17 protein-coding genes are annotated in these 23943 nt (G+C 44.4%); 13 read left to right on the plus strand and 4 right to left on the minus strand.

The annotated features are described in order from the left end of the window. Nucleotides 1-537: 537 nt before the first annotated feature. The 6 genes from AAFN85_RS20495 to AAFN85_RS20520 all read left to right on the plus strand — a co-directional run bounded on the left by AAFN85_RS20495 (nt 538) and on the right by AAFN85_RS20520 (nt 13212). Nucleotides 538-3720 (plus strand): TonB-dependent receptor, encoded by a 3183-nt coding sequence (locus AAFN85_RS20495; protein ID WP_347529478.1) that lies wholly within the window; start codon nt 538-540, stop codon nt 3718-3720. A gap of 18 nt (nt 3721-3738) precedes the next feature. Further along, nucleotides 3739-5442, plus strand: a complete 1704-nt coding sequence (locus AAFN85_RS20500; protein WP_347529479.1) for a RagB/SusD family nutrient uptake outer membrane protein — start codon at nt 3739-3741, stop codon at nt 5440-5442. Nucleotides 5443-5516: 74 nt separating this feature from the next. Then, entirely contained in the window at nt 5517-7019 is a 1503-nt protein-coding gene (locus tag AAFN85_RS20505) for an RICIN domain-containing protein (RefSeq protein WP_347529480.1), read from the plus strand. A 339-nt stretch (nt 7020-7358) separates the two neighbouring features. Next, nucleotides 7359-8891, plus strand: coding sequence for a glycoside hydrolase (locus tag AAFN85_RS20510; protein WP_347529481.1), 1533 nt, complete (start codon nt 7359-7361; stop codon nt 8889-8891). 16 nt (nt 8892-8907) lie between these two features. Beyond that, nucleotides 8908-11340, plus strand: a complete 2433-nt coding sequence (locus tag AAFN85_RS20515; RefSeq protein ID WP_347529482.1) for a glycoside hydrolase family 2 TIM barrel-domain containing protein — start codon at nt 8908-8910, stop codon at nt 11338-11340. 45 nt (nt 11341-11385) lie between these two features. Next, nucleotides 11386-13212 carry a beta-galactosidase family protein gene (locus AAFN85_RS20520; RefSeq protein WP_347529483.1) on the plus strand — a complete coding sequence of 609 codons (1827 nt, stop codon included), beginning with the start codon at nt 11386-11388 and terminating at the stop codon, nt 13210-13212. A 396-nt stretch (nt 13213-13608) separates the two neighbouring features. Here the strand turns inward: AAFN85_RS20520 and AAFN85_RS20525 are convergent, their stop codons facing one another. After that, nucleotides 13609-14106, minus strand: a complete 498-nt coding sequence (locus AAFN85_RS20525) for a nuclear transport factor 2 family protein (protein WP_347529484.1) — start codon at nt 14104-14106, stop codon at nt 13609-13611. 508 nt (nt 14107-14614) lie between these two features. Between AAFN85_RS20525 and AAFN85_RS20530 the strand changes: the two genes are divergently transcribed. From AAFN85_RS20530 to AAFN85_RS20540, 3 genes are all read left to right on the plus strand, one after another. Further along, entirely contained in the window at nt 14615-15037 is a 423-nt protein-coding gene (locus AAFN85_RS20530) for a hypothetical protein (RefSeq protein ID WP_347529485.1), read from the plus strand. 51 nt (nt 15038-15088) lie between these two features. Next, nucleotides 15089-15682 (plus strand): penicillin-binding protein activator LpoB, encoded by a 594-nt coding sequence (locus tag AAFN85_RS20535; RefSeq protein WP_347529486.1) that lies wholly within the window; start codon nt 15089-15091, stop codon nt 15680-15682. Between the two features lie 64 nt (nt 15683-15746). Next, a complete protein-coding gene (locus AAFN85_RS20540) occupies nt 15747-17171 on the plus strand; it encodes a hypothetical protein (RefSeq protein WP_347529487.1) in 1425 nt (474 codons plus the stop codon). An 84-nt stretch (nt 17172-17255) separates the two neighbouring features. Here AAFN85_RS20540 and AAFN85_RS20545 read toward each other — a convergent pair whose 3' ends face one another. Further along, nucleotides 17256-18041, minus strand: a complete 786-nt coding sequence (locus tag AAFN85_RS20545; protein WP_347529488.1) for an SDR family oxidoreductase — start codon at nt 18039-18041, stop codon at nt 17256-17258. 145 nt (nt 18042-18186) lie between these two features. Here AAFN85_RS20545 and AAFN85_RS20550 point away from each other — a divergent pair, with 145 nt between their 5' ends. Continuing rightward, nucleotides 18187-18630, plus strand: a complete 444-nt coding sequence (locus AAFN85_RS20550; RefSeq protein ID WP_347529489.1) for a GNAT family N-acetyltransferase — start codon at nt 18187-18189, stop codon at nt 18628-18630. 7 nt (nt 18631-18637) lie between these two features. On the opposite strand, the gene phnN is transcribed toward AAFN85_RS20550, so the two are convergent. Both phnN and AAFN85_RS20560 read right to left on the minus strand, forming a co-directional pair. After that, complete coding sequence (gene phnN / locus AAFN85_RS20555) at nt 18638-19195, minus strand: phosphonate metabolism protein/1,5-bisphosphokinase (PRPP-forming) PhnN (RefSeq protein ID WP_347529490.1); 558 nt, start codon at nt 19193-19195, stop codon at nt 18638-18640. 81 nt (nt 19196-19276) lie between these two features. After that, on the minus strand, nt 19277-20071 hold the full coding sequence (locus AAFN85_RS20560; RefSeq protein WP_347529491.1) for an endonuclease/exonuclease/phosphatase family protein: 795 nt from the start codon (nt 20069-20071) through the stop codon (nt 19277-19279). Nucleotides 20072-20324: 253 nt separating this feature from the next. Between AAFN85_RS20560 and AAFN85_RS20565 the strand changes: the two genes are divergently transcribed. The 3 genes from AAFN85_RS20565 to AAFN85_RS20575 all read left to right on the plus strand — a co-directional run bounded on the left by AAFN85_RS20565 (nt 20325) and on the right by AAFN85_RS20575 (nt 23912). Beyond that, on the plus strand, nt 20325-21353 hold the full coding sequence (locus tag AAFN85_RS20565; RefSeq protein WP_347529492.1) for a LacI family DNA-binding transcriptional regulator: 1029 nt from the start codon (nt 20325-20327) through the stop codon (nt 21351-21353). Between the two features lie 215 nt (nt 21354-21568). Next, on the plus strand, nt 21569-22615 hold the full coding sequence (locus AAFN85_RS20570) for a glycoside hydrolase family 43 protein (RefSeq protein ID WP_347529493.1): 1047 nt from the start codon (nt 21569-21571) through the stop codon (nt 22613-22615). Between the two features lie 439 nt (nt 22616-23054). Further along, on the plus strand, nt 23055-23912 hold the full coding sequence (locus tag AAFN85_RS20575) for an SDR family oxidoreductase (protein ID WP_347529494.1): 858 nt from the start codon (nt 23055-23057) through the stop codon (nt 23910-23912). The last annotated feature ends 31 nt before the right edge of the window (nt 23913-23943 follow it).

Raw genomic sequence — 23943 nt, forward strand, 5'->3', positions numbered from 1 at the left:
CTATAACTGGGAAAGGCCACATCAGGGGATTAATGGTAAAAAGCCCATTGATATGGCTACCCTAAACAACAAAAATAATCCCTAATTCTGTTACCGAATTATCTAACCTTTACAGCAATGACGTTTCCGGTTAAAGTGCTCGCTTTCTTTCCTTCTTTTCTTTGTGTCTCTGCGCCTTTGCGTGCTTATCTCAACACCCTGCTTAGTGTATCCAATCTCCAAACACAGCCTACCAACCCAAATTTCACCAATATTAATTTACCCCCTCTTTAAAACGCCTCAAAAACTGTCAAAACAAGGCTTTTTTATCAAAATCCCCCTTTCTTAATCAGAATTTACCCCTCACTCATTTTGGCGTTTTACACGCAATTTAGCCCTCACCAATAACCATGGTGTAAACCAAACTCAAGTAAAAGGATATCAATTTTAAGCGGGTAAGCAGCCAGGCGGGGATCAACGCCAAAGCTTACCTATAAACTGAAATGCCTTAGCCGCGACAAAGTTTACCTCATTTTAAAAACCAATTTAAAAAACCGTATGAAACCAAATTTACTCGAAAAGGATTCTCCCCACCGGAAATGGTCGCCCCGCTTTTTCGCGCTCGCAACAAGTATGGCTATGGCTTGCTTTGTTACCAGTCAGCTACCCACGGCAGCGATGGCAAGCACTATTAATGAACAACGCCTGCCCGACACACGCATAACCGGTAAAGTAACCGACGAAAAAGGTGAAGCGCTGCCGGGAGTAAGTGTGGCCTTAAAAGGCACATCAACCGGCGTTGTTACCGATGTTAATGGTAAGTTTAACATCAACGTGCCCAACGCTTCGTCTGGCACCTTAGTGCTTACTTATATTGGCTACAACACCCAGGAAGTAGCACTTAACGGACAAACAACTATCAACGTACAATTACAGGCCGATTCAAAATCATTGAATGAGGTTGTGGTTGTAGGTTACGGTACTCAGAAAAAAGCAACCTTAACCGGATCAATATCACAGGTAAAAGGCTCTGAGCTGGTAAAAAGTCCGGCACCCAACCTTTCAAACGGCATTGCCGGTCGTTTCTCGGGTGTTATTGTTAACAACCGTAGCGGTGAACCGGGTTACGATGGTTCGGGTATCACTGTGCGTGGTTTAGCCACTACAGGTAGCAACAACGTATTGATAGTTGTTGATGGTGTTCCGGGCCAAATAGGTGGTTTGGAAAGGCTCGATCCTAATGATATCGAAAGCATGTCGGTACTGAAAGACGCTTCGGCGGCTATTTATGGTAACCGTGCGGCTAACGGTGTTATCCTCATTACTACCAAACGCGGTAAAAACGGCAAACCAACAATTAACTACAGCTATAACCAGGGCTTTGCTTCGCCAACCCGTTTGCCTAAAATGGCCGATGCGGCAACCTACGCCCAGATCATGAACGAGATCAACTACGACTCGAACCCTGCCGGCGGCTTAAACCAAGCCTACACTGCCGATCAGATCCAGAAATTCAGGGATGGTTCAGATCCGTTAAATTATCCTAATACCGATTGGGAAAAGCAAACATTAAAAAGTACTGCGCTTCAAAACCAACATAGCCTTTCGGTAAGTGGCGGTAGCGATGATATCAAATACTTTGTTTCCTTAGGTACAATCTACCAGGATGGTTTGTATAAAAATGGTGTTACCAAGTATCACCAATACAACTTCCGCTCAAATATCGATGCGAATGTTACCAAGCGCTTAAAGGTAGGTTTATCACTTTCTGGTCGTCAGGAAGATAGAATTTTCCCTCAAACAGGCGCCGGTGATGTATTCCGTTCGGTATATCGTGCTAAACCTATTGTAGCTGCCTATTATCCAAATGGTTTGCCAACAACCGGTATCGAAAATAACAACCCTGCCGTGCAGGTAACCGACATTGGCGGTACTAATAACAACCCAACCAATGTATTTAACGGTATTTTAAAAGGTAGCTACTCAATTCCGGGTATCGAAGGTTTATCGTTAGATGGTTTCTTCTCGGTTGATAAATCATACGCTTTTGATAAAAGCTTCAGCAAGCCTTATAACCTGTACAGCTACAATTCTAACACCCAGGTGTATTCGCCGGTAGTTGTTGGTGGTAACAATAATGCGGCGATGCTTTTTGAATCGCAAAATAACCAGCAGCTGATCACTTCAAACATAAAGTTGAACTATGCGCACAAATTTGGCATGCATGATATCAACGCGTTTGTAGGTTACGAGCAAAGCAAAAATCACCTGGAGTATTTTGATGCTACACGTTATAACTATTTGTCGTCACAATTACCAGAGCTTTCGCAAGGTGGTAGCGCGGCAACAGATTATCTTAACTCAGGTTACAGCTCAAACTACAACCGCCGAAGCGTGATCAGTCGTTTAGCCTACGCTTATGATGAAAAGTATTTGTTTGAAGGCCAGTTACGTGCTGATGGTAGCTCTATCTTCCCATCCGGAAAACAATGGGGTTATTTTCCTTCAGCATCGGTAGGTTGGAGAATTTCAAAAGAAAACTTCTTTAAAAGCAGCGTTACTTTCATCGACGATTTGAAACTTAGAGCTTCATATGGTTCGTTAGGTAATGATAACGTAAACGGTTTCCAGTACTTTGATAACTATGTATTGGTTAACAATGGTTTTGTGGCCAGCGTTCCGGGCAGTGGTTCAAATACCATTCAGCCAAACGTTAACCTTGTAAAATTGGCTAACCCTAATATTACCTGGGAGGTTGCCAAGAAATTGGATATCGGTATCAACGCTACATTCCTGCATAATTTCACTATCGAGGCTATCTACTTCCAGCAAAAAAGGTCGGATATCCTTGCAGCGCGTAACGCATCATTACCGGCTACATCTGGTATCGTAAACCCTTATGGTTCTGATCCGCTGGTACCATCCGAAAATATCGGTAAAGTAAACAGCAAAGGTTTTGAGGCAACTTTGGGTTATAACAGCAGCGGCCATGCATTTAACTGGGGTGTAAGCGGAAACATTACTTATGCAAAAAGCAAGATCATTTTTATAGACGAGGCAAGCGGTACTTTAAGCTATCAGCGTCAAACCGGTTTACCTTTAGGTACTTCGTTATTGTATGATGCCATTGGTATTTTCCGTACCCAGGCCGATTTGGATGCTTATCCACACGTTACCGGCGCTAAAGTGGGCGATTTGAAATATCTTGATTATAACAACGATGGTAAAATTACTGCCGATGACCAAACCCGTACCAAATACGGTAACATCCCTAATATTACCTACGGTTTTTCGCTTAACGCGTCTTACAAAAACTTCGATCTTTCGGTACTGCTTGCAGGCCAGGCACAGGTTAGTCAATATGTATTGCCTGAGGCAGGTAGCGTAGGTAACTTTTACAGCAGCTGGGCCGATAACCGTTACAGTTCAACCAACACTAACGGAAGCTATCCACGTGTAACCGATCGTGCGTCAAACGCCATTAGCGGTGGTTTATATAACAACACTTTTTGGTTAAACAATGCATCGTTCCTGAGGTTGAAGAACGCGCAATTAGGCTATAGTTTCAATGGGCCGTTCCTGCAAAAACTTAAAATTGGTGGCCTGAGGGTTTACGCAAGCGGATTTAACCTGTTCACTATTACCAAGGTGAAAGATTACGATCCGGAAGGAACCAGTGGCAGCGGCCAGTTTTATCCGCAGCAACGAATCTTGAACTTAGGTGCCAGTGTGAAATTTTAACTCAAACTACGAACAACAATGAAACAACAATATAAAACCCCACTATTATTTTTAATGATGGGCGGCATGCTAAGCATCACGGCATGTAAAAAGAACTTACTTGATGTAACACCTACCGATAGGATCGCTTCTTCGGCAATTTCTTCAGATACTGCTGTATTTGAGGCTTATGTTACCAACCGTTATATAGGTGCAAAATTACAGGATAAAGAGGGCGATGGTTCAAACCCAGGCTTCGGTCGTGGTTTTGAATACAGCATGTGGAGCTCGTTAACAGACGAGTCGATTTATAACAATGATGACGCCACCTGGCTGGTACAAAGGGGCCAACTTGCGCCCGAAAACCTTGGCGGGGCCGGTGTGCTTTGGGGACGCAGTTACCGTAGCATAAGGGAATGTAATTCGGCATTGGCCATATTAGCAACCATTAATATGAGTGCTGCTCACAAAACACGCCTTGAAGGTGAGCTTAAATTTATCAGGGCTTTCCGTTACCAGGATTTGATCCGTAACTACGGTGGTGTTGTTTTGATAGGCGATAAGGTTAGTAACCTGGATGATAACCTGCAGGACCCATCATTGTTTAAGCGTGCTACTATCAAAGAGAGTATTGATTATGCCGTTTCCCAGCTGGATGACGCGGCTTCAAAACTGCCTTTAAGTAATGATGGCGGCTGGTTATTAGGCCGTGCTACTAAAGGTGCAGCTTTGGCTTTAAAATCGAGGTTAACGCTTTACGCGGCAAGTCCGTTATATGCTGCGGGTACCTGGGCCGATGCGGTAACTGCTGCGCAAGCCGTTATCAGCCTAAATAAATATGGCATTTACACAGGCGGTTACGGTAACCTGTTTTTAATTAACGAAACCAACGAAACCATTTTTGAACGTTTATACACTAAAAATGCTAACCACACCCACCTTGAAATTGCCAATGGGCCAAACGGTTACGGCGGCTGGGCTGGTAACTCACCGTTACAAAATTTGGTGGATGATTATGAAATGGATAATGGTAAAGCCATCACCGACCCAACTTCGGGTTATGATGCTACCCATCCTTATGACAACCGCGACCCAAGGTTTGCTGCTACCGTATTATACAATGGTTCAACTTATCGCGGACAAACAATTGATTCGTTTATCCCAGGCGGTAAAGACAGTAAAGATGGACCGGATAACTGGAACACTACCAAAACCGGTTACTATCTTAAAAAGTTCATGAACGATGCTTATCCGTTGCAAAACCCATGGGGTAACGCCGGTTTTCAACCGTGGATCTATTTCCGCTATGCTGAGATCCTGCTGAACTTTGCCGAGGCTGCTAACGAAGCTTACGGTCCGGATGTGATCCCTACAGGTTCTACTTTATCGGCACGTACAGCTATTAATCTTATCCGTTCACGTCCGGGAGTGAATATGCCTGCGTTAACTGCTGGTTTATCGCAAACAGATATGCGTACCGCGGTTCGTTACGAGCGTCGTGTGGAATTGGCCTTCGAAGAGCATCGTTTTTATGATGTACGCCGTTGGAAAATTGCCGATGTTACCGAGAACAAACCGGCAGCAGGCGTGATCATTACCAAAAACGCAAACGGTACATTTAGTTATACGCCAAAAGTGGCTTTAGATGGCCGTTTATTCAAGACCCAGCATTACTGGCTGCCAATACCACGTACTGAAATTCAGGCTTCGGGTGGTCAGTTACAACAAAACCCAGGCTATTAAGCATGTGCTAAATACAGGGGGAAGGAGTTCTTTCTTCCCCCTTTTTTAATCCAATTATTAACCTATAGCAAATTATGAAGAACCTGAGTTTTTTATTAGTGGCGATATGTTGTTTAATGGCCGGATGTAAAAAGGATAATGTTGTAACGAAACAACCAGCAACAACAGATGAACCCAAACCCGGTACAGATATCGTTACCACCGATTCGACACCGGCAAGCGCGCTGAAAGGCGTTAACTGGGCGGCCGACGGCGATAATTTTAGTGACGGCATATTGGTGTTGAGCGGATTAGCCTCAACAGATAGTTATGCCACCGTATCAAGCAAGGCCGATGCCGTTTTAACAGGCATCCAAACCAATACCGGTGCCAATACTTTGAGGCTGCCGGTAAACTATTCAACCGTATCACAAACCTGGTGGAACTCATACACCGGTGTAATTGATAAGGCGTTAAGCAAGGGGATGAACGTGATATTGGGCTACTGGGAAGCCAAGTCATCTACAGATGGAAAGATTGACAATACCACCGAGTTTTGGTCGATGTGGCAAACCATCGTAACCAAATATGGCAGCAATGCCCACGTGTACTTTGAAATTTTTAACGAGCCGCATGGCTACACTTTAAGCGAGTGGACAACCATTTGCGCCCAATGGTTAAGCAATTATCCATCGGTACCGCAAGGCAGGATCCTCATTAGCGGTACATCGTACTCGCAGGATATTACCGGCGTAGGGGCCGATAGCCGTTTTTCGGGATGTTTATTGTCGATACATGATTATACCTTTTTCAGCAACGGCACTTTAACAACAGCCTTGCAATGGGAAAATCGCTTTAAAGCTAATATTGGCGCATACAGCAGTCGTGCAGTACTAACCGAGTTCGGTATCCCGATGACAGGCGGTAAAAACTACACCGGTGCCATCAATGCCGATCAGGAAATAGCTTACCTGCAAGGTTTAACCAACCAGGTACGGGCATACGGCATGGGCGCGGTTTACTGGCCGGGCATCCGCACCGGCGATAGTTACGCCATACAGCAATTAAATGGCACAAGTCCTAATTATACCGTATCAACAACCAATGCATCCGGCTTAAGCCGCATTAAATATGCATGGGGCGTAGGCGCGGGCGGTACTGATGCATTTTACACCGGTGCCTATTATCGCTTTTTAAACATGAATAGCGGTCAGGCACTTGATGTAAACGGAGCCTCTACAGCTAACAGCGCCGGCATTATACAATGGCCGCAAAATGGGGGCAACAACCAGCAATGGATCATAACAAGTAACGGCGGTGGCTATTACAAAATAACCAACCGTAACAGCAGCCAGGCGCTCGATGTAAACATGAGTTCGACAGCTAATGGCGCAGGAATAATACAATACCCCTGGAACGGTGGTAACAACCAGCAGTGGCAACTTACCAGCACCGGTACAGGTATTTATAAAGTCATAAACCGCAACAGCGGTCAGGCTTTGGATGTAAACGGGGCTTCAACCGCAAATGGAGCAGGCATTATACAATGGCCTTATGGTGGTGGTAACAACCAGCAATGGCAAATTGTACAACAGTAATAACACATTGCAACCGGTTGTGCAGGGCGCATAGTTTACTCACCCGGTCGTTGCTTCGCTCGACCACCCTCTCTACGGCAAGCCGTAAAGAGGGTAGGGGAAATAAATATCGCAAGTTCAAGCGTCTACGCTTGAATTATCCGAAGCTGGAGCGTCCACGCTCCCGACTTATAGTAAGCGTGGACGCTTACTCCGGTTATAGTTCAAGCGCAGACGCTTGAACTTGCGAAGGAAAAAAAATCCCCTCTTTACGCGAAGCGTAGAGAGGGGTGACAAGCGCAGCGATGTCGGGGTGAGTAAATATACAGGCGACAGGCCGGTTGCAATGTTGATTTAAACATGATGATAATTAATTCTACTATAAAAAAAATACTTCCGGTTGTTGCCGCTTTAGGGCTTAATATCCCTTTGGCGGTTGGTCAGGTTAAAGAGGTGACCATTAAAATCGATCCCTCAAAAACCTATCAAACCATCAGCAATTTTGCGGCATCCGATGCCTGGGCCTGCCAGTTTGTGGGCAATTGGCCCGATGCGAAGCGTAACCAGATTGCCGATTGGCTTTTTAGCCGGGAAACTTATGCTGATGGTTCGCCAAAAGGTATCGGCCTTTCTATGTGGAGGTTCAATATCGGTGCAGGCAGCACCCAGCAGGGAGAAGCGAGCGGCATTAAAGACGAGTGGCGCCGTGCTGAATCATTTTTAAACGCCGATGGTAACTACAACTGGCAAAATCAGGCCGCGCAGGTGTGGTTTTTAAAGGCGGCTAAGCAACGCGGTGTTAACCAGTTTTTAGGGTTTAATAACAGCCCGCCGGTGCAGTTTACGGTAAATGGTAAAAGCTTTGCAAACGGTGGAAAGGTGAACATCGCGCCTGATAAATATGATGCTTATGCTAAGTTTTTGGCCGATGTGGTGAAAGGTGTTGAAAAAACAAGCGGGGTTAAGTTTAACTACATCAGCCCGATAAACGAACCGCAATGGGATTGGAGTGATGGCGGGCAGGAAGGTGCTCCTTATAATAACACCGAAATAGCCGGAGTCGCCCGGGCTATTGATAAAGAATTTAAAACGGATAAGATCAACTCAAAAATATTAATTGGCGAGGCTGGCAGCATTAACTACCTTTTTACCAAAGGCGATAAACCGGGGAAAGGCAGCCAGATCAGCGATTTTTTTAAAGCCGGTTCGGCAAATTATATAGGTGATCTGCCATCGGTAGCTAAAACCATCGCCACACATAGTTATTTCAGTACATCACCAATGGCTTCATCGGTTAAGGCCCGTACGGCATTGGCCGATACTGTAGCGACCGTGAAAGGTCTCAACTTGTGGCAATCAGAATATTGTATTTTAGGAGATAACGCAGGTGAAATAGACGGTAACAAGCGCGATCTCGGTATCGACGCGGCTTTATACTTGGCCTCAGTTATCCATACCGATCTCGCGGTAGCCAACGCGTCTGCCTGGCAATGGTGGACGGCTATTTCTGCTTATGATTACAAAGATGGGTTGATCTATGTAGATAAAAACAAAACTGATGGCAATTTTTACTCCAGCAAAATGCTTTGGGCCATGGGTAATTATAGCCGCTTTGTAAAGCCGGGTGCTGTGAGGGTTGATGCCGAAGTATCATCGACAGATAAGCCGCTTTGGGTTTCATCTTTTAAGCAGGATAAAAACCTGGTGGTAGTTGTAATTAATACCTCTAATAACGATTTAAGTGCGGATATCAACGCCGGAAGCAATAAATTGAAATTGGTGTCATCCTATTTAACATCACAAAATGCCGAATTAAAAGCAGGCAAAGCATCGGCACAAAAACAAATTATCCCGGCCCGCTCGGTGATCACCTTCACCGGTACTATCAATTAGACTACACTATCGCGATATGAAAAATAAAAATTACCTGTTTCTGCTTTGTATTTGCCTTGCGCTGATTCCGGGTTTGCTGAAAGCCCAGGATATGAGTGGCAAAACGCTATTTAATTCGGCCTGGGGTTTTCACAAAGGAGATGTTAATACCGGCATCAACGGCCTCGCCACTGAAGCGAATTGGAAAACTCTTGATCTGCCGCATGACTGGGCTATTGAAGGCCCTTTCAGCGATGAATGGGCAAGCGCCACGGGCTACCTGCCTGGCGGCATAGGCTGGTACAAAAAAAGTTTCAACGGTAACAGCGCATGGAAGGGCAAACAGGTATATATCTATTTTGATGGTGTATATAAAAACAGCGAGGTATGGCTTAACGGCCATTCATTAGGTAAACGCCTCAATGGTTTTATCGCTTTTGAATACGAATTAACGCCTTATTTGAATTTAACCGGGAAAAACATCATCGCTGTAAAAGTTGATCATAGCGAATTTGCCGATTCACGGTGGTATACAGGCTCTGGAATTTACCGTAATGTGTATTTGATCGTTAAAGATCCGGTACACATCGGCCCGTGGGATGTAGCGTTTACTACACCGGAGGTATCGGCAGAGAAGGCCACAGCTAAAGTTAGCGTGGATGTTACTAATGAAACTAACGCCCCGGCCAGCGTATTGGTGAATGTGAGCCTGCTTGATAGTAAGGGTAAAGTAGTTAGCACCAAGCAAAAACAGATAAAAATTAAACCCGGTAAACAGCCTGTTGAATTTGAGCAACAGATAACCTCGCCGCAATTGTGGGATACTGAAACCCCTAACCTGTATAAACTAAAAGTGGTGCTTAACCGCAACGGTAAAAAAGCAGATGAGATAACGCAATCGGTAGCTATCCGCAGTATCCGTTTTGATAAGGATAAAGGGTTCTTTTTAAATGAAAAAAGTACCAAGCTAAAAGGCGTTTGTATTCATGATGATGCAGGTGCTTTGGGCGTTGCCGTTCCTGAAGAAGTTTGGGTGCGCAGGTTAAAAATACTGAAAGATGCCGGTGTGAACTCACTTCGCTTAAGCCATAATCCGCATGCCGATTATTTATATGACCTATGCGATAAAATGGGTTTCCTGGTAATGGATGAAGCTTTTGACGAGTGGGAGATAGGCAAAAATAAATGGGTAGCCGGCTGGAATGTTGGCACGCCATCAAAAAATGGCTACCACGAATATTTTAAAGAATGGGCCGATAGGGATGTGCACGATATGGTTTTACGTTCCCGCAACCATCCATCTATCATTATGTGGAGCATTGGTAACGAGATAGATTATCCAAATGATCCTTATACGCACGAAGTATTGAACACTGGTCGCAACCCGCAAATTTATGGCAAAGGCTACCTGCCAGATCATCCGGCTGCAAGTGGTTTAACGCCAATAGCTAAACGATTGGTTAAAGCTGTAAAAGATATTGATACCACCCGCCCGGTAACCGCCGCGCTGGCCGGTGTAGTAATGTCGAACGAGGTGGGGTACCCCGAGGTATTGGACGTTGTAGGTTATAATTACCAGGAGTATCGATATCCCGAAGACCATAAAAAATACCCTAACCGCATCATCTACGGCAGTGAGAACGGCATGCAACAACAAGCATGGAACGCGGTAGATAGCAACGAATATATCTCGGCCCAATACCTGTGGACTGGCATCGATTACCTGGGCGAAGCCGGTAAATGGCCGCAGCGTAGCAATGGCGCAGGTTTGATAGACCTGGCTGGCTTTAAAAAGCCCGAATACTTTTTCAGGCAAAGTTTATGGGCCGATAAGCCGATGGTTTACATAGGCGCACGCGCCATTACCAGTACTGAAGACCGCGGCGTCTGGAGCCACCGCACTGCCGAACCCGTTTGGAACTGGCAACCCGGAAGTAAAATAAAGGTGGATTGCTTTACCAATTGCCAGGAAGCCGAGTTGTTTTTGAATGGCAAATCGTTAGGCAAACAAAAATTAAGTGAAGCCCGTAACCGCACCCCATCATGGCAGGTTGATTATGAACCGGGCGAGTTAGTTGTTAAAGGTTACAACAACGGCGCCGAAGTTAGCAGTAATAGCATCAAAACCGCGGGTGAGGCTTATCAGCTTAAAACCATAGCCGATAACACAAATTTTGGTATCAAAACAAAAGGTTTGAACCAGATAGAGATTTATATCACCGATAAAGATGGTAACCCGGTATTTGCTGCCGATGATGAAGTTACTGTTTCGATAACCGGTCCGGCTAAATTGTTGGGATTGGAAAGCGGAAGCACAAGCAGTCACGAAAATTACCAGGCTAATCAGCGTAAGGCTCTGCACGGGCGTTTGCTGGCTTACGTTCAAACTAATGGTACTCCGGGCAAAGTACAGGTTCAATTTAGTGCCGGTAAGCTTAAATCATCAACTATAACATTAACTGTAAAATAGGCATCGGCAAAAAGATAAAAATTAACACCCCTGCATTTATATTATATGAAGTTTATAAAACTGTTATCCCTCTTCTCTTTTCTATTGGTAACCGGTAGGCTTGCGGCCCAGGATGCGAAACATACATTCGCATTAAGCGACACCGCTTTTTTGCTGGATGGTAAACCTTTCCAGATCATTTCAGGCGAGATGCATTATACCCGCGTTCCCCGCGAGGCCTGGCGTCAGCGCATGAAAATGGCTAAGGCTATGGGTTTAAATACCATAGGTACCTACGTTTTCTGGAATGTGCACGAACCGCAAAAAGGTCACTACGATTTTAGCGGCAACCATGATATTGCCGAATTTGTGAAAATTGCCAAGGAGGAAGGCCTCTGGGTGATCCTTCGCCCAAGTCCTTATGTGTGTGCCGAGTGGGAATTTGGCGGCTATCCTTATTGGTTGGAAAAAGAGGAAGGCCTGCAGGTACGCAGCAAAGAACCAAAATACCTTGAAGCTTATCATAAATATATTATGGAGGTAGGTAAGCAACTGGCTCCACTACAAATAAACCATGGCGGCAACGTTTTAATGGTACAGATCGAAAATGAATATGGATCGTACGGTGCCGATAAAGACTATCTCGCCCTAAATCGTAAAATGTTTATTGAAGCAGGTTTCGACGGACAGCTTTATACATGCGATCCGGAGGCTGCGATTAAAGATGGCCATTTGCCAGGTTTGCTTCCCGCCATCAACGGTGTGGATAATGTAGCCAAAGTGAAAAAGCTGATCGGCGAAAACCATGATGGCAAAGGCCCATACTTTATTGCCGAGTGGTACCCGGCCTGGTTTGATTGGTGGGGAACCGCGCACCACACTGTTCCGGCCGAAAAATATGTTGGTCCGCTTGATTCGGTGCTAACTGCCGGGATCTCTATCAATATGTACATGTTTCATGGCGGTACAACCCGCGGTTTCATGAACGGTGCTAACTTTAACGATCAAAGCCCTTACGAGCCACAGATCAGTAGTTATGATTACGACGCGCCTTTGGATGAGGCTGGTAACGCTACTGATAAATACATGAAATTTAGGGGAGTGATTGAAAAACACTTACCTGCAGGTGTAACCCTGCCTGAAGTGCCTGCCGCTAAGCCATCTGCAGCCATCCCTGCTATCCGTTTTACACAAACATTCGGTTTGTTTGATCACTTGCCAAAAGCAACGCTGCATTCAGTTCCGCAAACTTTTGAGGATCTGAACCAGGCTTATGGCTTTGCCTTGTACCGTACCACGGTTACCGGCGGCAAAACAACCATGCTTAAAATTGATGGCCTGCGCGATTATGGTATCATTTACCTGAACGGGAAATGCGTAGGCATCCTGGATAGGCGCCTGAAGCAGGATAGCCTGCAAATTACCCTGCCAAAAGGAAAAGTTAAATTGGAGATTTTGGTAGAAAACCTTGGTCGTATCAATTTTGGGCCATACCTGCTTAAAAACAAAAAAGGCATTACAGGCAAAGTAACTTTAAATGGTAACGAAGTGAAAAACTGGTACAGCTATGGACTGCCTTTAAACACATTAAGTTTAAGCGGAAAAGGCCTGCAAATAACCGGCGGCAAACCAGTAATCAAAAAAGCTATATTCAAGTTAGATAAGCCTGTTGATACTTATCTTGATTTAAGCAAGTGGGGTAAAGGTACGGTTTGGCTGAATGGTCATAACCTTGGTCGTTACTGGAATGTTGGTCCGCAACAAACGGTTTATGCTCCGGTGGAGTGGTTGAAGGCGGGCAATAATGAGATTGAGGTTTTAGAATTGATCAAAACGGATCAAAGTGTTTTGCCAAGTTTAGCTAAGCCGGTTTTGAGTGAGTTGAAGAAATAGTTTATTTTTGATAGTTATGCAGGTGCAAGCGTCCACGCTTGCACCTTTTTTATTTTAAGCGTCCACGCTTAATTTTCCTTCCGGGAGCGTGGACGCTCCTATTTCGGAGCATTCAAGCGTGGACGCTTGAACTTGCGGCGGAGCCAGCGGTTTACGCTTGCTCCTTTTTGATTTTAAATATTTTTTTTGTTTTTTTTAATTAAATATCTGATTGTTAATTATTTGAGTCTTTTTCTGTTCCGTGTTTACTGACAAAAAGGGGTTTACATTGATTTTTGTATAATTATTTGATTTTCAGATAAATAATGTAATGTTAACCCCGTTTTCTGTTAACCCCTGTTAACCCCCTTCTGCAAGCTTAAGTTAACCGCTATGGCACGGACACATAAAAAAGCTTCAATGCCCCACGCTTACTACCCTTGCCACTTTCCATTGCCCGTTTTTAAGCTGCCAGATATGCACAAACTTCATGGTACCAACAATCTTCTGCCCGTTTTCGGTATGGGTAAAAATATGGGTGCCCATTTCAATAGCACCGTAGCCGGGCATGGGATATACTTCAAGGCTTTCTTTTACCAGGTCGCGACGTAGGTCGGCGGCTTGTTTGTTTTCGAAAATTCCTTTAAAGCCCGCCATGGTGGCATCGTAGCCGGTAACACCTTTACCATCGTTGTAAAATTCAACATCGGGAGTGAAGAGGGTTTTCATCACATCGAGTTTGCGATTGTTGAAGGCGTTGAACATAACGCTATCCATGTGGGCTATGGTGTTGTAAAGCTGAACATCTTTGGGTTTGAAGGTGCTGGTTTGCGCTTTAGCTGCTGTTGATGATAGTGTATTAATGAAAATAGCAGCTATAGTTATTGCGAGTATGTTTTGGATTAATTTTTTCATGGGAGTTATAAACTTATAATATAACACATTGACGCTTGATATGCGATGCTTGTTACAGGGGGAGTGTTAAAAAGAAAACGGGTATTATACTTACAGTTGATGTTTGAACCATTGATGTAGAATGATTACGTTGATTTCGCTGATTTGTCTGAACTTGAATTTTTGGGGAATTAAGGAATGAACAGAAGGCAAATCAAATTCGAGAAATTTTAAAAATTCCCCGAAATTCGAGTTCAGACAAAAAATGCTACTCATCCCCAAAATCCACCCAAATCCCGGTTCAGACATCAGCGAAATCAACGTAATCAAAACCATCAACGGTCAAGATCGGTGTAATCAAAAATCAATCGGTGTAATCCCAAAAAATAAAATCGAGGTTCATACTTAAACTTTCTTTTCATAATTAAGTCAAAAAGCAATCAATCTAACATAATTTAACATTTCGGGAGGGTAGCGCTGTAATATTTGGTGCCGCTTTTGCGTAACTTTACTTATTAAATTAATCACAATGAAAAATAATATCATTATTGCGGCTTGCGTACTTTTGTGCAGCTTATTTAGCGGCGTAGTGAGTGCCCAACAGCAAACAGCGTTATTGCCAGATCAAAACCCGCGCTATGCCGAAAGCCAGTATAAATATGCCCGTATGGCTGATACTTTAAACAGGTTACACGGCGTTACCATCCAAAATACCTATAAAGCGTACGACTGGTACGAGGCTAAATTAGAACGCCGCCAGCAAAACCGCCAATGGAGACACGAGGAACGGATGAATGGTTATAACGATTATTCACCATCATGGGGCTTGTATGGAGGTTACTCTTATTCACCATATCTTAACTATGGCTGGGGTAACCGCTGGGGCGGTAACTACGGTGGCCGCTGGGGCTGGGGAGGCCGCACCAGTATTGGTGTTGGTTTCGGCTGGTAACAATAGCGCTAATACACAATCTAACATATCATAATTTACAATATACTACAGATGAAATTTAACAGGATCATAGCAGTTGCTGCCATCGCTTTTTCAGGACTATTAATTAACTCATGCTCGCGCCAGGTTACCCGCGTTAGCACCGACGAAACTATCGACGTAAGCGGCAACTGGAATAACAGCGACGCCCGCATGGCTGCCGATGAACTAACCGGCAAAATTTTAGGCGCTAACTGGATAGATACCCACATGACCGAGCACCAGGGTAAACGCCCGGTAGTAATAGTAGGCTTCGTTCAAAACAAAAGCCACGAACATATTGATGCCGAAACTTTCCTTACAGATATTGAAAGTTCATTTATCCAATCGCAAAAAGTACGTTTGGTACAAGGCGGCAAAAAACGTGAAGAACTGCGTGCCGAAAAAGCCGATCAGCAAACTAACGCTACCGTATCGAGCATGAAAAAGTTCGGTATGGAAAACGGTGCCGATTACATTTTGCAAGGTTCTATCAACTCTATTGTTGATGCCCACAAACGCCAGAAAGTGGTTTACTACCAGGTAAACCTTGAGCTTACCAATATCCAAACCAACGAGGTAGTTTGGATAGGCGAAAAGAAAATTGCCAAATACGTTAAAAACTAAGGACGCTTAACACTTATTGCCCCGGTTACGGCTTGCCTGTATCCGGGGCTGTTTGCATCATATAATGATCAATTTACGTACGCACATTCGCCGGGTATTTGCTTTTATCGGGTTGGCGCTTTTTTTATCGGGCTGTGCCTCGTATAACCAAAGTGTTGCTCCTTATTATAAAAGCGTTTCGGCTGGAAACTATACCCAGGCCGAAAAAGACCTCGACGGCAACGGCCTGATCCAAAAGCCGCGCAACAAGTTGTTATACCTGATGGAAAAAGGTCGCATTAGTCACCTTAAAGGTGAGTACGATAACAGCAATAAGTATTTTAACGAAGCCGATCAGTTGTTAGATCAGGGATTAGGCGGTGCATCTGATGCTGCGGTTGGAATATTGGTAAACCCGGCATCGCAAACTTACAAAGGCGAGGATTTTGAGAAATTCATGATCCACTATTATAAGGCACTTAACTACATCTACCTCAATCAAACCGATGAGGCTATTGTAGAGGCACGCCGTATCACCTTACAGTCACAACAGCAGGGCGATAAGTTTAATAACAAAGATAACCGCTACACAGATGATGCTTTTTCGCTAATGTTGCAGGGGATGCTTTACGAGGCTAATAACGATGTTAACAACGCCTTTATATCGTACCGCAACGCCGCCGAGATCTACCTGAAAAGCCCGGATAAAACTTACTATGGTACAACCATACCGGTAGGTTTGGAACAGGATGTGATCCGCACAGCCAAATTGAACGGTTTTACTACCGAGGCCGATGAGTTTGAAAAGACGTTCGGAATCAATTACCAGCCCGGCAAACCATCCGAAGGCGGCGACCTGATATTTTTTTGGGAGAATGGCCTTGCGCCTGTTAAAACCCAGGTTAACATGTTTTTTAGTTTGATAAGAAACAGCAATGGCGACCTGTTTTTCTCGGATGCGGGAGGTGGCATTGTAGTGCCATTTAATTACACCGGTGATAGGGGGAAGGTAAACACCAAATCTGTAGAGAGTTTAAACGTAGCTTATCCTAAATACGTAGCTCAAACACCTTACTACAGCAGTGCAACCATCTCTAACAATGGGCAGGAAGCCTTTTTAACCCAGGCCGAGAATATTAATGAATTGGCTTTTAAAACACTGCAGCAACGGGCTTTGAAAGAGATGGGAGGCATTCTATCCCGCTTGGCTGTTAAGAAAATGGCAGAGTATTCGGTACGCGCCGCTGCCAAATCTGACGGGAAAACCAATGGGTGGTTGGAAGGGTTGGGTTATGGCATCCAGTTATACAGCCTGCTATCCGAAAAAGCCGATACCCGTAACTGGCAAAGTTTGCCTGCCTATATTTCGTACACCCGTATTCCGCTGCAAAAGGGTGATAATAAGATCAATATTACTTTGAAAAACGCGCAAGGGGCAAGCGAAACTAAAACTATTACTGTGCAGGGTACAGGGAAGTTGCAGTTTTATAACTATGCTACGCTGAGGTAGGCGGTTTTCAAAAACAGTACAGTATTTTATATCAGATAGTATTTGGAGAAAGAGCCATTTGCCGCAATGCAAATGGCTCTTTTGTTATCGTGCTCCCTGTGCCCGGTTCAGGTTTAGCCCGCCATCTATTATCTGGGTGGTGCCGGTAATATAATTCGCATCATCCGAAGCAAGGAAAAGGGCCACTTTGGCAACATCCAATGGTGTGCCTGATGTTTTTGCCGGAATGCGTTGTTCCATCTCTTTGCGATAAACCAGGTCATCCACAGCCTGCTGATTCATCGGAGTGAGGATCATGCCGGGGGCGATATTATTAACGGTGATCTGCTTATCGGCCACTTCCATGGCGAGAGAGCGGCACAAACCCCTTATTGCCGATTTAGATGCACAATAATCGGTTTTACCGGCGCTTACAATTTCTTCATGGATAGAAGTGATGTTGATGATTTTTCCGCGCCCGCCTTGCTCCAAACGGTGTTGTATAAATTTACGGCAACATAAAAACGTGCCGAATAAATTGGTTTTTATGGTGTGCTCAAATTCCTTGAAACTTAATTGATGAATGTATTTATCTGTGCTGCGCACACCTGCGCTGTTAACAAGGATCTCAATAGTAGTAAAGTGTTTAAAGGCTGTTGTAAACAATGCCTCTACAGCTTGCTCATCGCTAACATCTGTTTGTACAATAATACCTTCGGCACCTGCTTGTTTAACTTTTAATAGTGTGCTTTGGGCAGCAGCTTCATCATTAAGATAAGTGATGATCACATTGGCCCCGTTTAATGCAAACTCAACGGCTATACCCTGGCCTATCCCGGATTCGGCCCCGGTAATGAGCGCTGTTTTTCCTGCAAGCTTTCCTATTATCATAAGCGTGTTGAAGTAATGCTTCTAATATAGTATTTTGAGCGGGAAACTAAATTTCAAGATTTAGCCCGGTAATGAAAACGGGAGTTGTTATGAGCAGCTAACAAAACATCAATAATTTTTACCTCCGAATCAATAGATTGCAAAGATGTCCACCAACCAGATAACACTCCGCGACGCCACACCCGCTGATATCGAAATCATAACTCAGTTAATGAATGATATGAGCTATCCCACCAGCCTTACCGATATGGAGGCCCGCATGGAAGCCATATTTGCCCACCCGGATTACAGGACTATATTGGCCGTTCATAACGGAGAGGTTGTAGGCCTGGCAGGGTTGCAAAAAGGTTTGTATTACGAAAAAAATGGCAACTACTTGCGTGTACTGGCTTTTGTAGTTAAACAATCTGCACGCAACCTTGGCGTAGGAAAAGTGTTAGTTAAAGCCTGGGAAGATCACGCCGCAGAGCAAGACCTACATACCATCCTCATCAGCAGCGGCAACCGCGATGACAGAAAAATAGCCCATCTTTTTTATCAAAAAATGGGCTATGAGATCAAATCGTCGGGCTTTGTAAAATCACTTTAATTGACGATCAAACCAATTGTTTCTGTGTAACTGAGATCAGGTTTACCAGTTCGTTTCCGGCATCTTCAATCTCGCCGTTGTTTTGTATGGTAGTGCAGTTTTCCAGGTTTACATCAAGCTCGGCGGTGCGGGCCAGGCGTGCGGTTATTTCTTCGTCGGTTTCGCGGCCACGGCCTGCCAGGCGTTTAATGAGTACTTCGGCACTGGCGGTTATTAAAATTACAAACAGATCGGGGTAGAGGCGTTGGGCTACGGGCAGGTACTCGCGCGAGCCATTAACTACTACATTGAACCCTTTGTTAAGCCAGCTGTTAATTTCCTGGCCAATGCCATAGCATTTGTTGTGGCTGCCCCAATGCAGGGCAAACATGCCGCCTTTTTTCATTAGCTCAAATTCTTCGTTACTTAAGCTTACATGGTTTTCGCTGCCGAAGAATGGCTCACGGGTAATGTAGCGGTGCGCAAAGATCACATTTTCTGATCCGTTGATCTGCTGGCGGGCGTAGTTCATCAGGGTATCTTTACCGGCACCCGATGGGCCGATAACATAAAATAACTTACTCATTTTTTAGGTCAAATAAATCTTGAAGTCCATCCGCAAAAAGGCGGATTGTGTTTTTGGTGATCGAATATAACACCTTTTCCATTATTCAATAACAATAGTTGTGGTGATGCCGAAATGGTCGCTTGCATATAGCCCGCTTTCCTCGTCGGGGATATTCAGCACTACTGCCGAATCTGCAAAGTGAGGATATTGACCGTTTGGTAAGGGCAGGGCAAAGATCTGGTCGATGCAGATCTGTTTATTAGCTTTATAATAAGCGTCGGTAAGGCTATAATGTGGCTCGGTTCCATTACCGGCAGCATAGCAATCAATCGCGTTGGAGTTTGCTAAAAACGCTATTACCTCGTCCGAATCGGATGTGGAATTAAAATCGCCACAGACGATATGATAGGGGTGAGTGTTATTGGTGCTTACAAAAGATGCCAGTGCTTCGGCCTGCCGTTCCCTTAAACCACCGGCATGGCTCAAGTGGGTTAAATGGGTTGTTGTAAGCAATATGTCGGCACCGGTTGGTAAGCTAACGGCTGCGGTAAAAGCTTTACGGTCGTTATCTTCCAGTACAGCGGGAAGGTTAACATGTGCAAACTCACTTAACGGGTAAACTGATAATACCCCCAATCCGGACGTGCTATTTACCAGGTGGCTTTCAAACAGGCGTTTTTTTGATCGGCCGGGTAAAAAACAGTAGTTCATGCTAAGTGCATCGGCTAAAAATTTTAAAGTATCTGCCTTTCCTTCCTCACTGTAAAAACATTCCTGGCAGGCTATAATATGGGGTTTTAACTCACCTAATTGTTTGGCCAGTATGCGCATCCGCATCCGGTAATCGCCGTCACATTTCCACGTATTTATAGTTATTATTTTAACAGTTTCCACAAAGGCAATATCAGCAATCTAAATTGTACAATCAACATTTGGCAGGTATTAGGTTTGTATTAGTTTTATGTTAGGTACTTATATGATAAGGGCAGAAGTGTTTTTTCTGAAGTTGTCTTTGGATGGGCCTTAATACCGCTATTGGATATTATTCACATCTTAATGATCATCATACCCGTGTAGCCCTTATTTTTCTTATGTTTACTATCCGATATAAAAGCGGGTTGTTAAATTAATATAAGCAAGGGACGAAATGAATTTTGGCGGGGTTACTATAAAGGATATCGCGAAAGAGTTGGGCATCTCGCCATCGGCGGTGTCGAAGGCGTTAAAGGATAGTCACGAAATTGGCGAAAAAACAAAAGCTTTGGTTTTGGAATGTGCCAAACGGCTTAACTATCAGCCCAATATTAACGCGCAAAGTCTTAAACGTGGTAATAGTAAATCTTTAGGCATTGTAGTCTCATCCATTGCCAACCAGTTTTTTTCGGAAGTTATTGACGGTATCGAGTCGGTTGCGCACAGTAGAGGATACAACGTGATCATTACGCAAACACATGAGTCTTATGAGCTGGAAATGAAAAATGTGCAGCACCTTACCTTCCGGTCAATAGATGGTTTGTTGATCTCCCTCTCCACCGAAACTCAGAATATCGACCACTTAAAACAGCTCCACCAAAAAGGTTTGCCCATCGTTTTGTTTGACCGTGTTACCGACGAGATTGAAACCCATAAGGTGGTGGCCGATAATTATGCCGGAGCTTATAACGCTACAACACACCTCATCAATTCGGGCTATAAAAGGATAGCGCATATCACCAGTTCGGTAAATGTATCCATCACAGCCGAACGTTTAAAAGGCTACCTCGCAGCACTTGAACAGCACCAGATCCCGGTTGATGAATCGCTGATAAAATATTGCCCTCACGGAGGCAAAAACCTCATCGAAATAGAAACTGCCTTGGGCGAACTGCTTTACAGACATGACCGCCCTGATGCCATTTTTACAGCCGCCGACAGGATCACCACTACCACTTTATCGCAACTACATAAATTAGGTTTCAAAATTCCTGATGATATCGCCTTGCTGGGGTTTACCAATACCTACCTGGCCGAAGTTTTAAACCCTTCATTAAGCGCTGTGTTCCAGCCTGGATTTGAAATGGGAAAAAAAGCCACCGAAATGCTGATCAGCCTGATAGAAAGCAGGTATCCGGTAACAGAGTTTGAAACTACGGTGTTGCCTACAGAGGTTTTTATCAGGGCTTCATCGCAGAGATAAGGGTTATTTAACACACTACGTCATTGCGAGGTACGAAGCAATCGCAAACTATGTTTAACGGCTCTGTAAGTAGGGGATTGCTTCGTACCTCGCAATGACGCGACGGAATAATGCCTGAGACAATTATTAAATGTATTTTTAACATTTGTTGCTTTTCCAAAATCTTTTACTCACTTTTAGCGCTGTTATAAACCAAGCTAAACCCTTTCAGCGTTATGAGAAAACTGTTTAATGCCTGCTTGTTGCTGCTTTTACTTTCCAAGGCCGTTAACGCGCAAACTTCCGCCGGCAAAACTTTCACCAATCCGTTAATGCCATCAGGCGCCGATCCCTGGGTTATTCAGAAGGATGGGTTTTATTACTATACTAACTCGACAGGTGGTAATATCGTGATCTGGAAAACAAAGGATGTAACCGCGTTGAACAGCTCGCCTAAAAAAGCTGTGTGGTCACCTCCTGCAGGAACGGCCTATTCAAAAGATCTTTGGGCTCCCGAATTGCATTTCATCAACGGCAAATGGTATGTTTATTTTGCTGCGGATAATGGTGATAATAACAACCACCGTATTTACGTGATCGAAAATTCTTCGGCCGATCCAACTCAAGGTACCTGGGATTTTAAAGGTAAAATAGCCGATAGTACGGATAAATGGGCTATTGATGCATCGGTGTTTGAAAATAAAGGCTGCTGGTACATGATCTGGTCGGGATGGGAAGGCGATCGTAATGGGCAGCAAAATATCTACATAGCTAAAATGAAGGATGCCCTGACCATAAGCAGCGAACGCGTAAAGGTATCAAGCCCAACTTATGATTGGGAAACCAACGGTAACCTGCACGATGGCGATTTGACGCACGTTAGCGTAAATGAAGGCCCCGAAATATTGAAACATGGCAATAAACTGTTCCTGATCTATTCGGCCAGTGGCTGCTGGACAGATTTTTATGCTTTGGGGATGCTGACGATAGATAAAAACAGTGATTTGTTAAACGCTGCCTCATGGAAAAAATCGGAAAAACCAGTATTTAAGCAATCGCCCGAGAATAGCGTTTACGCGCCAGGCCATAACTCATTCTTCAAATCGCCGGATGGGAGGGAAGATTGGATCATCTATCACGCCAACTCAAACCCAAATGAAGGCTGCGGTAACAAACGCTCACCCCGTGCGCAGAAGTTTACCTGGAATAAGGATGGCTCGCCAAATTTCGGTGTGCCGGTGAAGGATGGGGAGAAGCTGAGTGAGCCTTCGGGAACTAAATAGATTTACAAATAGAATAAGAGCTCACGTCATTGCGAGGTATGAAGCAATCGCACGGAAGCAGGTCGGATCTATATAGTTCGCGATTGCTTCGTACCTACCCATGACAAGTTTAAAATGGGTGTCATGCTGAGCCTGTCGAAGCATGGTGGGTAGGGTCTCTGCGCGCTACTCTTCGACAAGCTCAGAGTGACCGGTCCGCCCGCAAATGTCATATCTCCTCTTGCGCTCATCTGTGATGAGTGCTTAACATGGTTTTCGCATCTGTGATGCGTGACACGCGATACAATAGCGAAACCATGTTAAGCGCTCGTTATAAACGAGCGCAAGAATTAAAGAAGTTGTTTTTTTCCACTTGATAAATGTCAAGTTTCTTTTTATCATACATCAATGTGCAGGTTTTGGGGCCGGGGTACATTTGTATCAACAAAAACGATACAAAATGTCAAAAACAATTTTTATAACCGGAACAAGCACAGGATTTGGTAAATTAACCACAATAACCCTTGCAAACGCAGGCCATACCGTAATTGCCGGTATGCGCGGAATTAACGGCAAAAACGAAGCTGTAGCCAAAGAATTATCAGCACTGCCCAATGTTGAAGTAGTTGAAATAGATATCACTAACGACGACTCTGTTAAAAAAGCTTTTGAATACACTTTAAATAAATACGGCCATATCGATGTATTGGTGAACAATGCTGCGGTATCAGGCTTTGGTTTGCTGGAAGGCTACTCGATCGATCAGATCAGGCAGATGTTCGAAGTGAATTTTTACGGTACGTTGCGCACTATCTTCGCTGTGTTGCCTGGTATGCGTGCCGCCAAAAATGGGTTGATCATCAACATCACAACCGGCGCAAGCGGTCATACACTACCGTTCATGATCCCTTACTTCGCTTCAAAATTTGGTGTGGAAAGCATTACCGAAGGTCTGCATGACGAACTTGCCCAATACAATATCGAAAACGTAAGCATCCAGCCGGGAGTTTACCCAACCGAAATGAACAACGGCAGCAAAGCAGGGGTACACGCCGATAAACCAGACATTATTGCCGAATATGGCGATGAGGCTGCTCAGAAATTTAATGCTATGGGTACTGCCCTGTTCAGCAAAATGGCCGAGTTTAACATGGATCCGCAAACCATTGCCGATGGTATCCTGCACCTGGTTGAAATGGAAAAGGGCAGTCGTCCGCTGCGTTACCCGCTTGATGCAGTTGCACAAGGTACAGATCAGGAATTTATTGATGCCCGTGCCGCCATCAAAGCAAAATGGCTTAGCAAATACAATAATTAATATTTTATTGTAAAATATAGCCGGCATTAAA

The organism is Mucilaginibacter sp. CAU 1740, from assembly GCF_039839285.1.
Classification (GTDB): Bacteria; Bacteroidota; Bacteroidia; order Sphingobacteriales; family Sphingobacteriaceae; genus Mucilaginibacter.

What these genes read in the sequence shown, in the direction of transcription:
- AAFN85_RS20495 (WP_347529478.1), top strand. Translation starts at nt 538, where the DNA reads ATGAAACCAAATTTACTCGAAAAGGATTCTCCCCACCGGAAATGGTCG.
- AAFN85_RS20500 (WP_347529479.1), top strand. Translation starts at nt 3,739, where the DNA reads ATGAAACAACAATATAAAACCCCACTATTATTTTTAATGATGGGCGGC.
- AAFN85_RS20505 (WP_347529480.1), top strand. Translation starts at nt 5,517, where the DNA reads ATGAAGAACCTGAGTTTTTTATTAGTGGCGATATGTTGTTTAATGGCC.
- AAFN85_RS20510 (WP_347529481.1), top strand. Translation starts at nt 7,359, where the DNA reads ATGATGATAATTAATTCTACTATAAAAAAAATACTTCCGGTTGTTGCC.
- AAFN85_RS20515 (WP_347529482.1), top strand. Translation starts at nt 8,908, where the DNA reads ATGAAAAATAAAAATTACCTGTTTCTGCTTTGTATTTGCCTTGCGCTG.
- AAFN85_RS20520 (WP_347529483.1), top strand. Translation starts at nt 11,386, where the DNA reads ATGAAGTTTATAAAACTGTTATCCCTCTTCTCTTTTCTATTGGTAACC.
- AAFN85_RS20525 (WP_347529484.1), bottom strand. Translation starts at nt 14,106, where the DNA reads ATGAAAAAATTAATCCAAAACATACTCGCAATAACTATAGCTGCTATT.
- AAFN85_RS20530 (WP_347529485.1), top strand. Translation starts at nt 14,615, where the DNA reads ATGAAAAATAATATCATTATTGCGGCTTGCGTACTTTTGTGCAGCTTA.
- AAFN85_RS20535 (WP_347529486.1), top strand. Translation starts at nt 15,089, where the DNA reads ATGAAATTTAACAGGATCATAGCAGTTGCTGCCATCGCTTTTTCAGGA.
- AAFN85_RS20540 (WP_347529487.1), top strand. Translation starts at nt 15,747, where the DNA reads ATGATCAATTTACGTACGCACATTCGCCGGGTATTTGCTTTTATCGGG.
- AAFN85_RS20545 (WP_347529488.1), bottom strand. Translation starts at nt 18,041, where the DNA reads ATGATAATAGGAAAGCTTGCAGGAAAAACAGCGCTCATTACCGGGGCC.
- AAFN85_RS20550 (WP_347529489.1), top strand. Translation starts at nt 18,187, where the DNA reads ATGTCCACCAACCAGATAACACTCCGCGACGCCACACCCGCTGATATC.
- phnN (WP_347529490.1), bottom strand. Translation starts at nt 19,195, where the DNA reads ATGAGTAAGTTATTTTATGTTATCGGCCCATCGGGTGCCGGTAAAGAT.
- AAFN85_RS20565 (WP_347529492.1), top strand. Translation starts at nt 20,325, where the DNA reads ATGAATTTTGGCGGGGTTACTATAAAGGATATCGCGAAAGAGTTGGGC.
- AAFN85_RS20570 (WP_347529493.1), top strand. Translation starts at nt 21,569, where the DNA reads ATGAGAAAACTGTTTAATGCCTGCTTGTTGCTGCTTTTACTTTCCAAG.
- AAFN85_RS20575 (WP_347529494.1), top strand. Translation starts at nt 23,055, where the DNA reads ATGTCAAAAACAATTTTTATAACCGGAACAAGCACAGGATTTGGTAAA.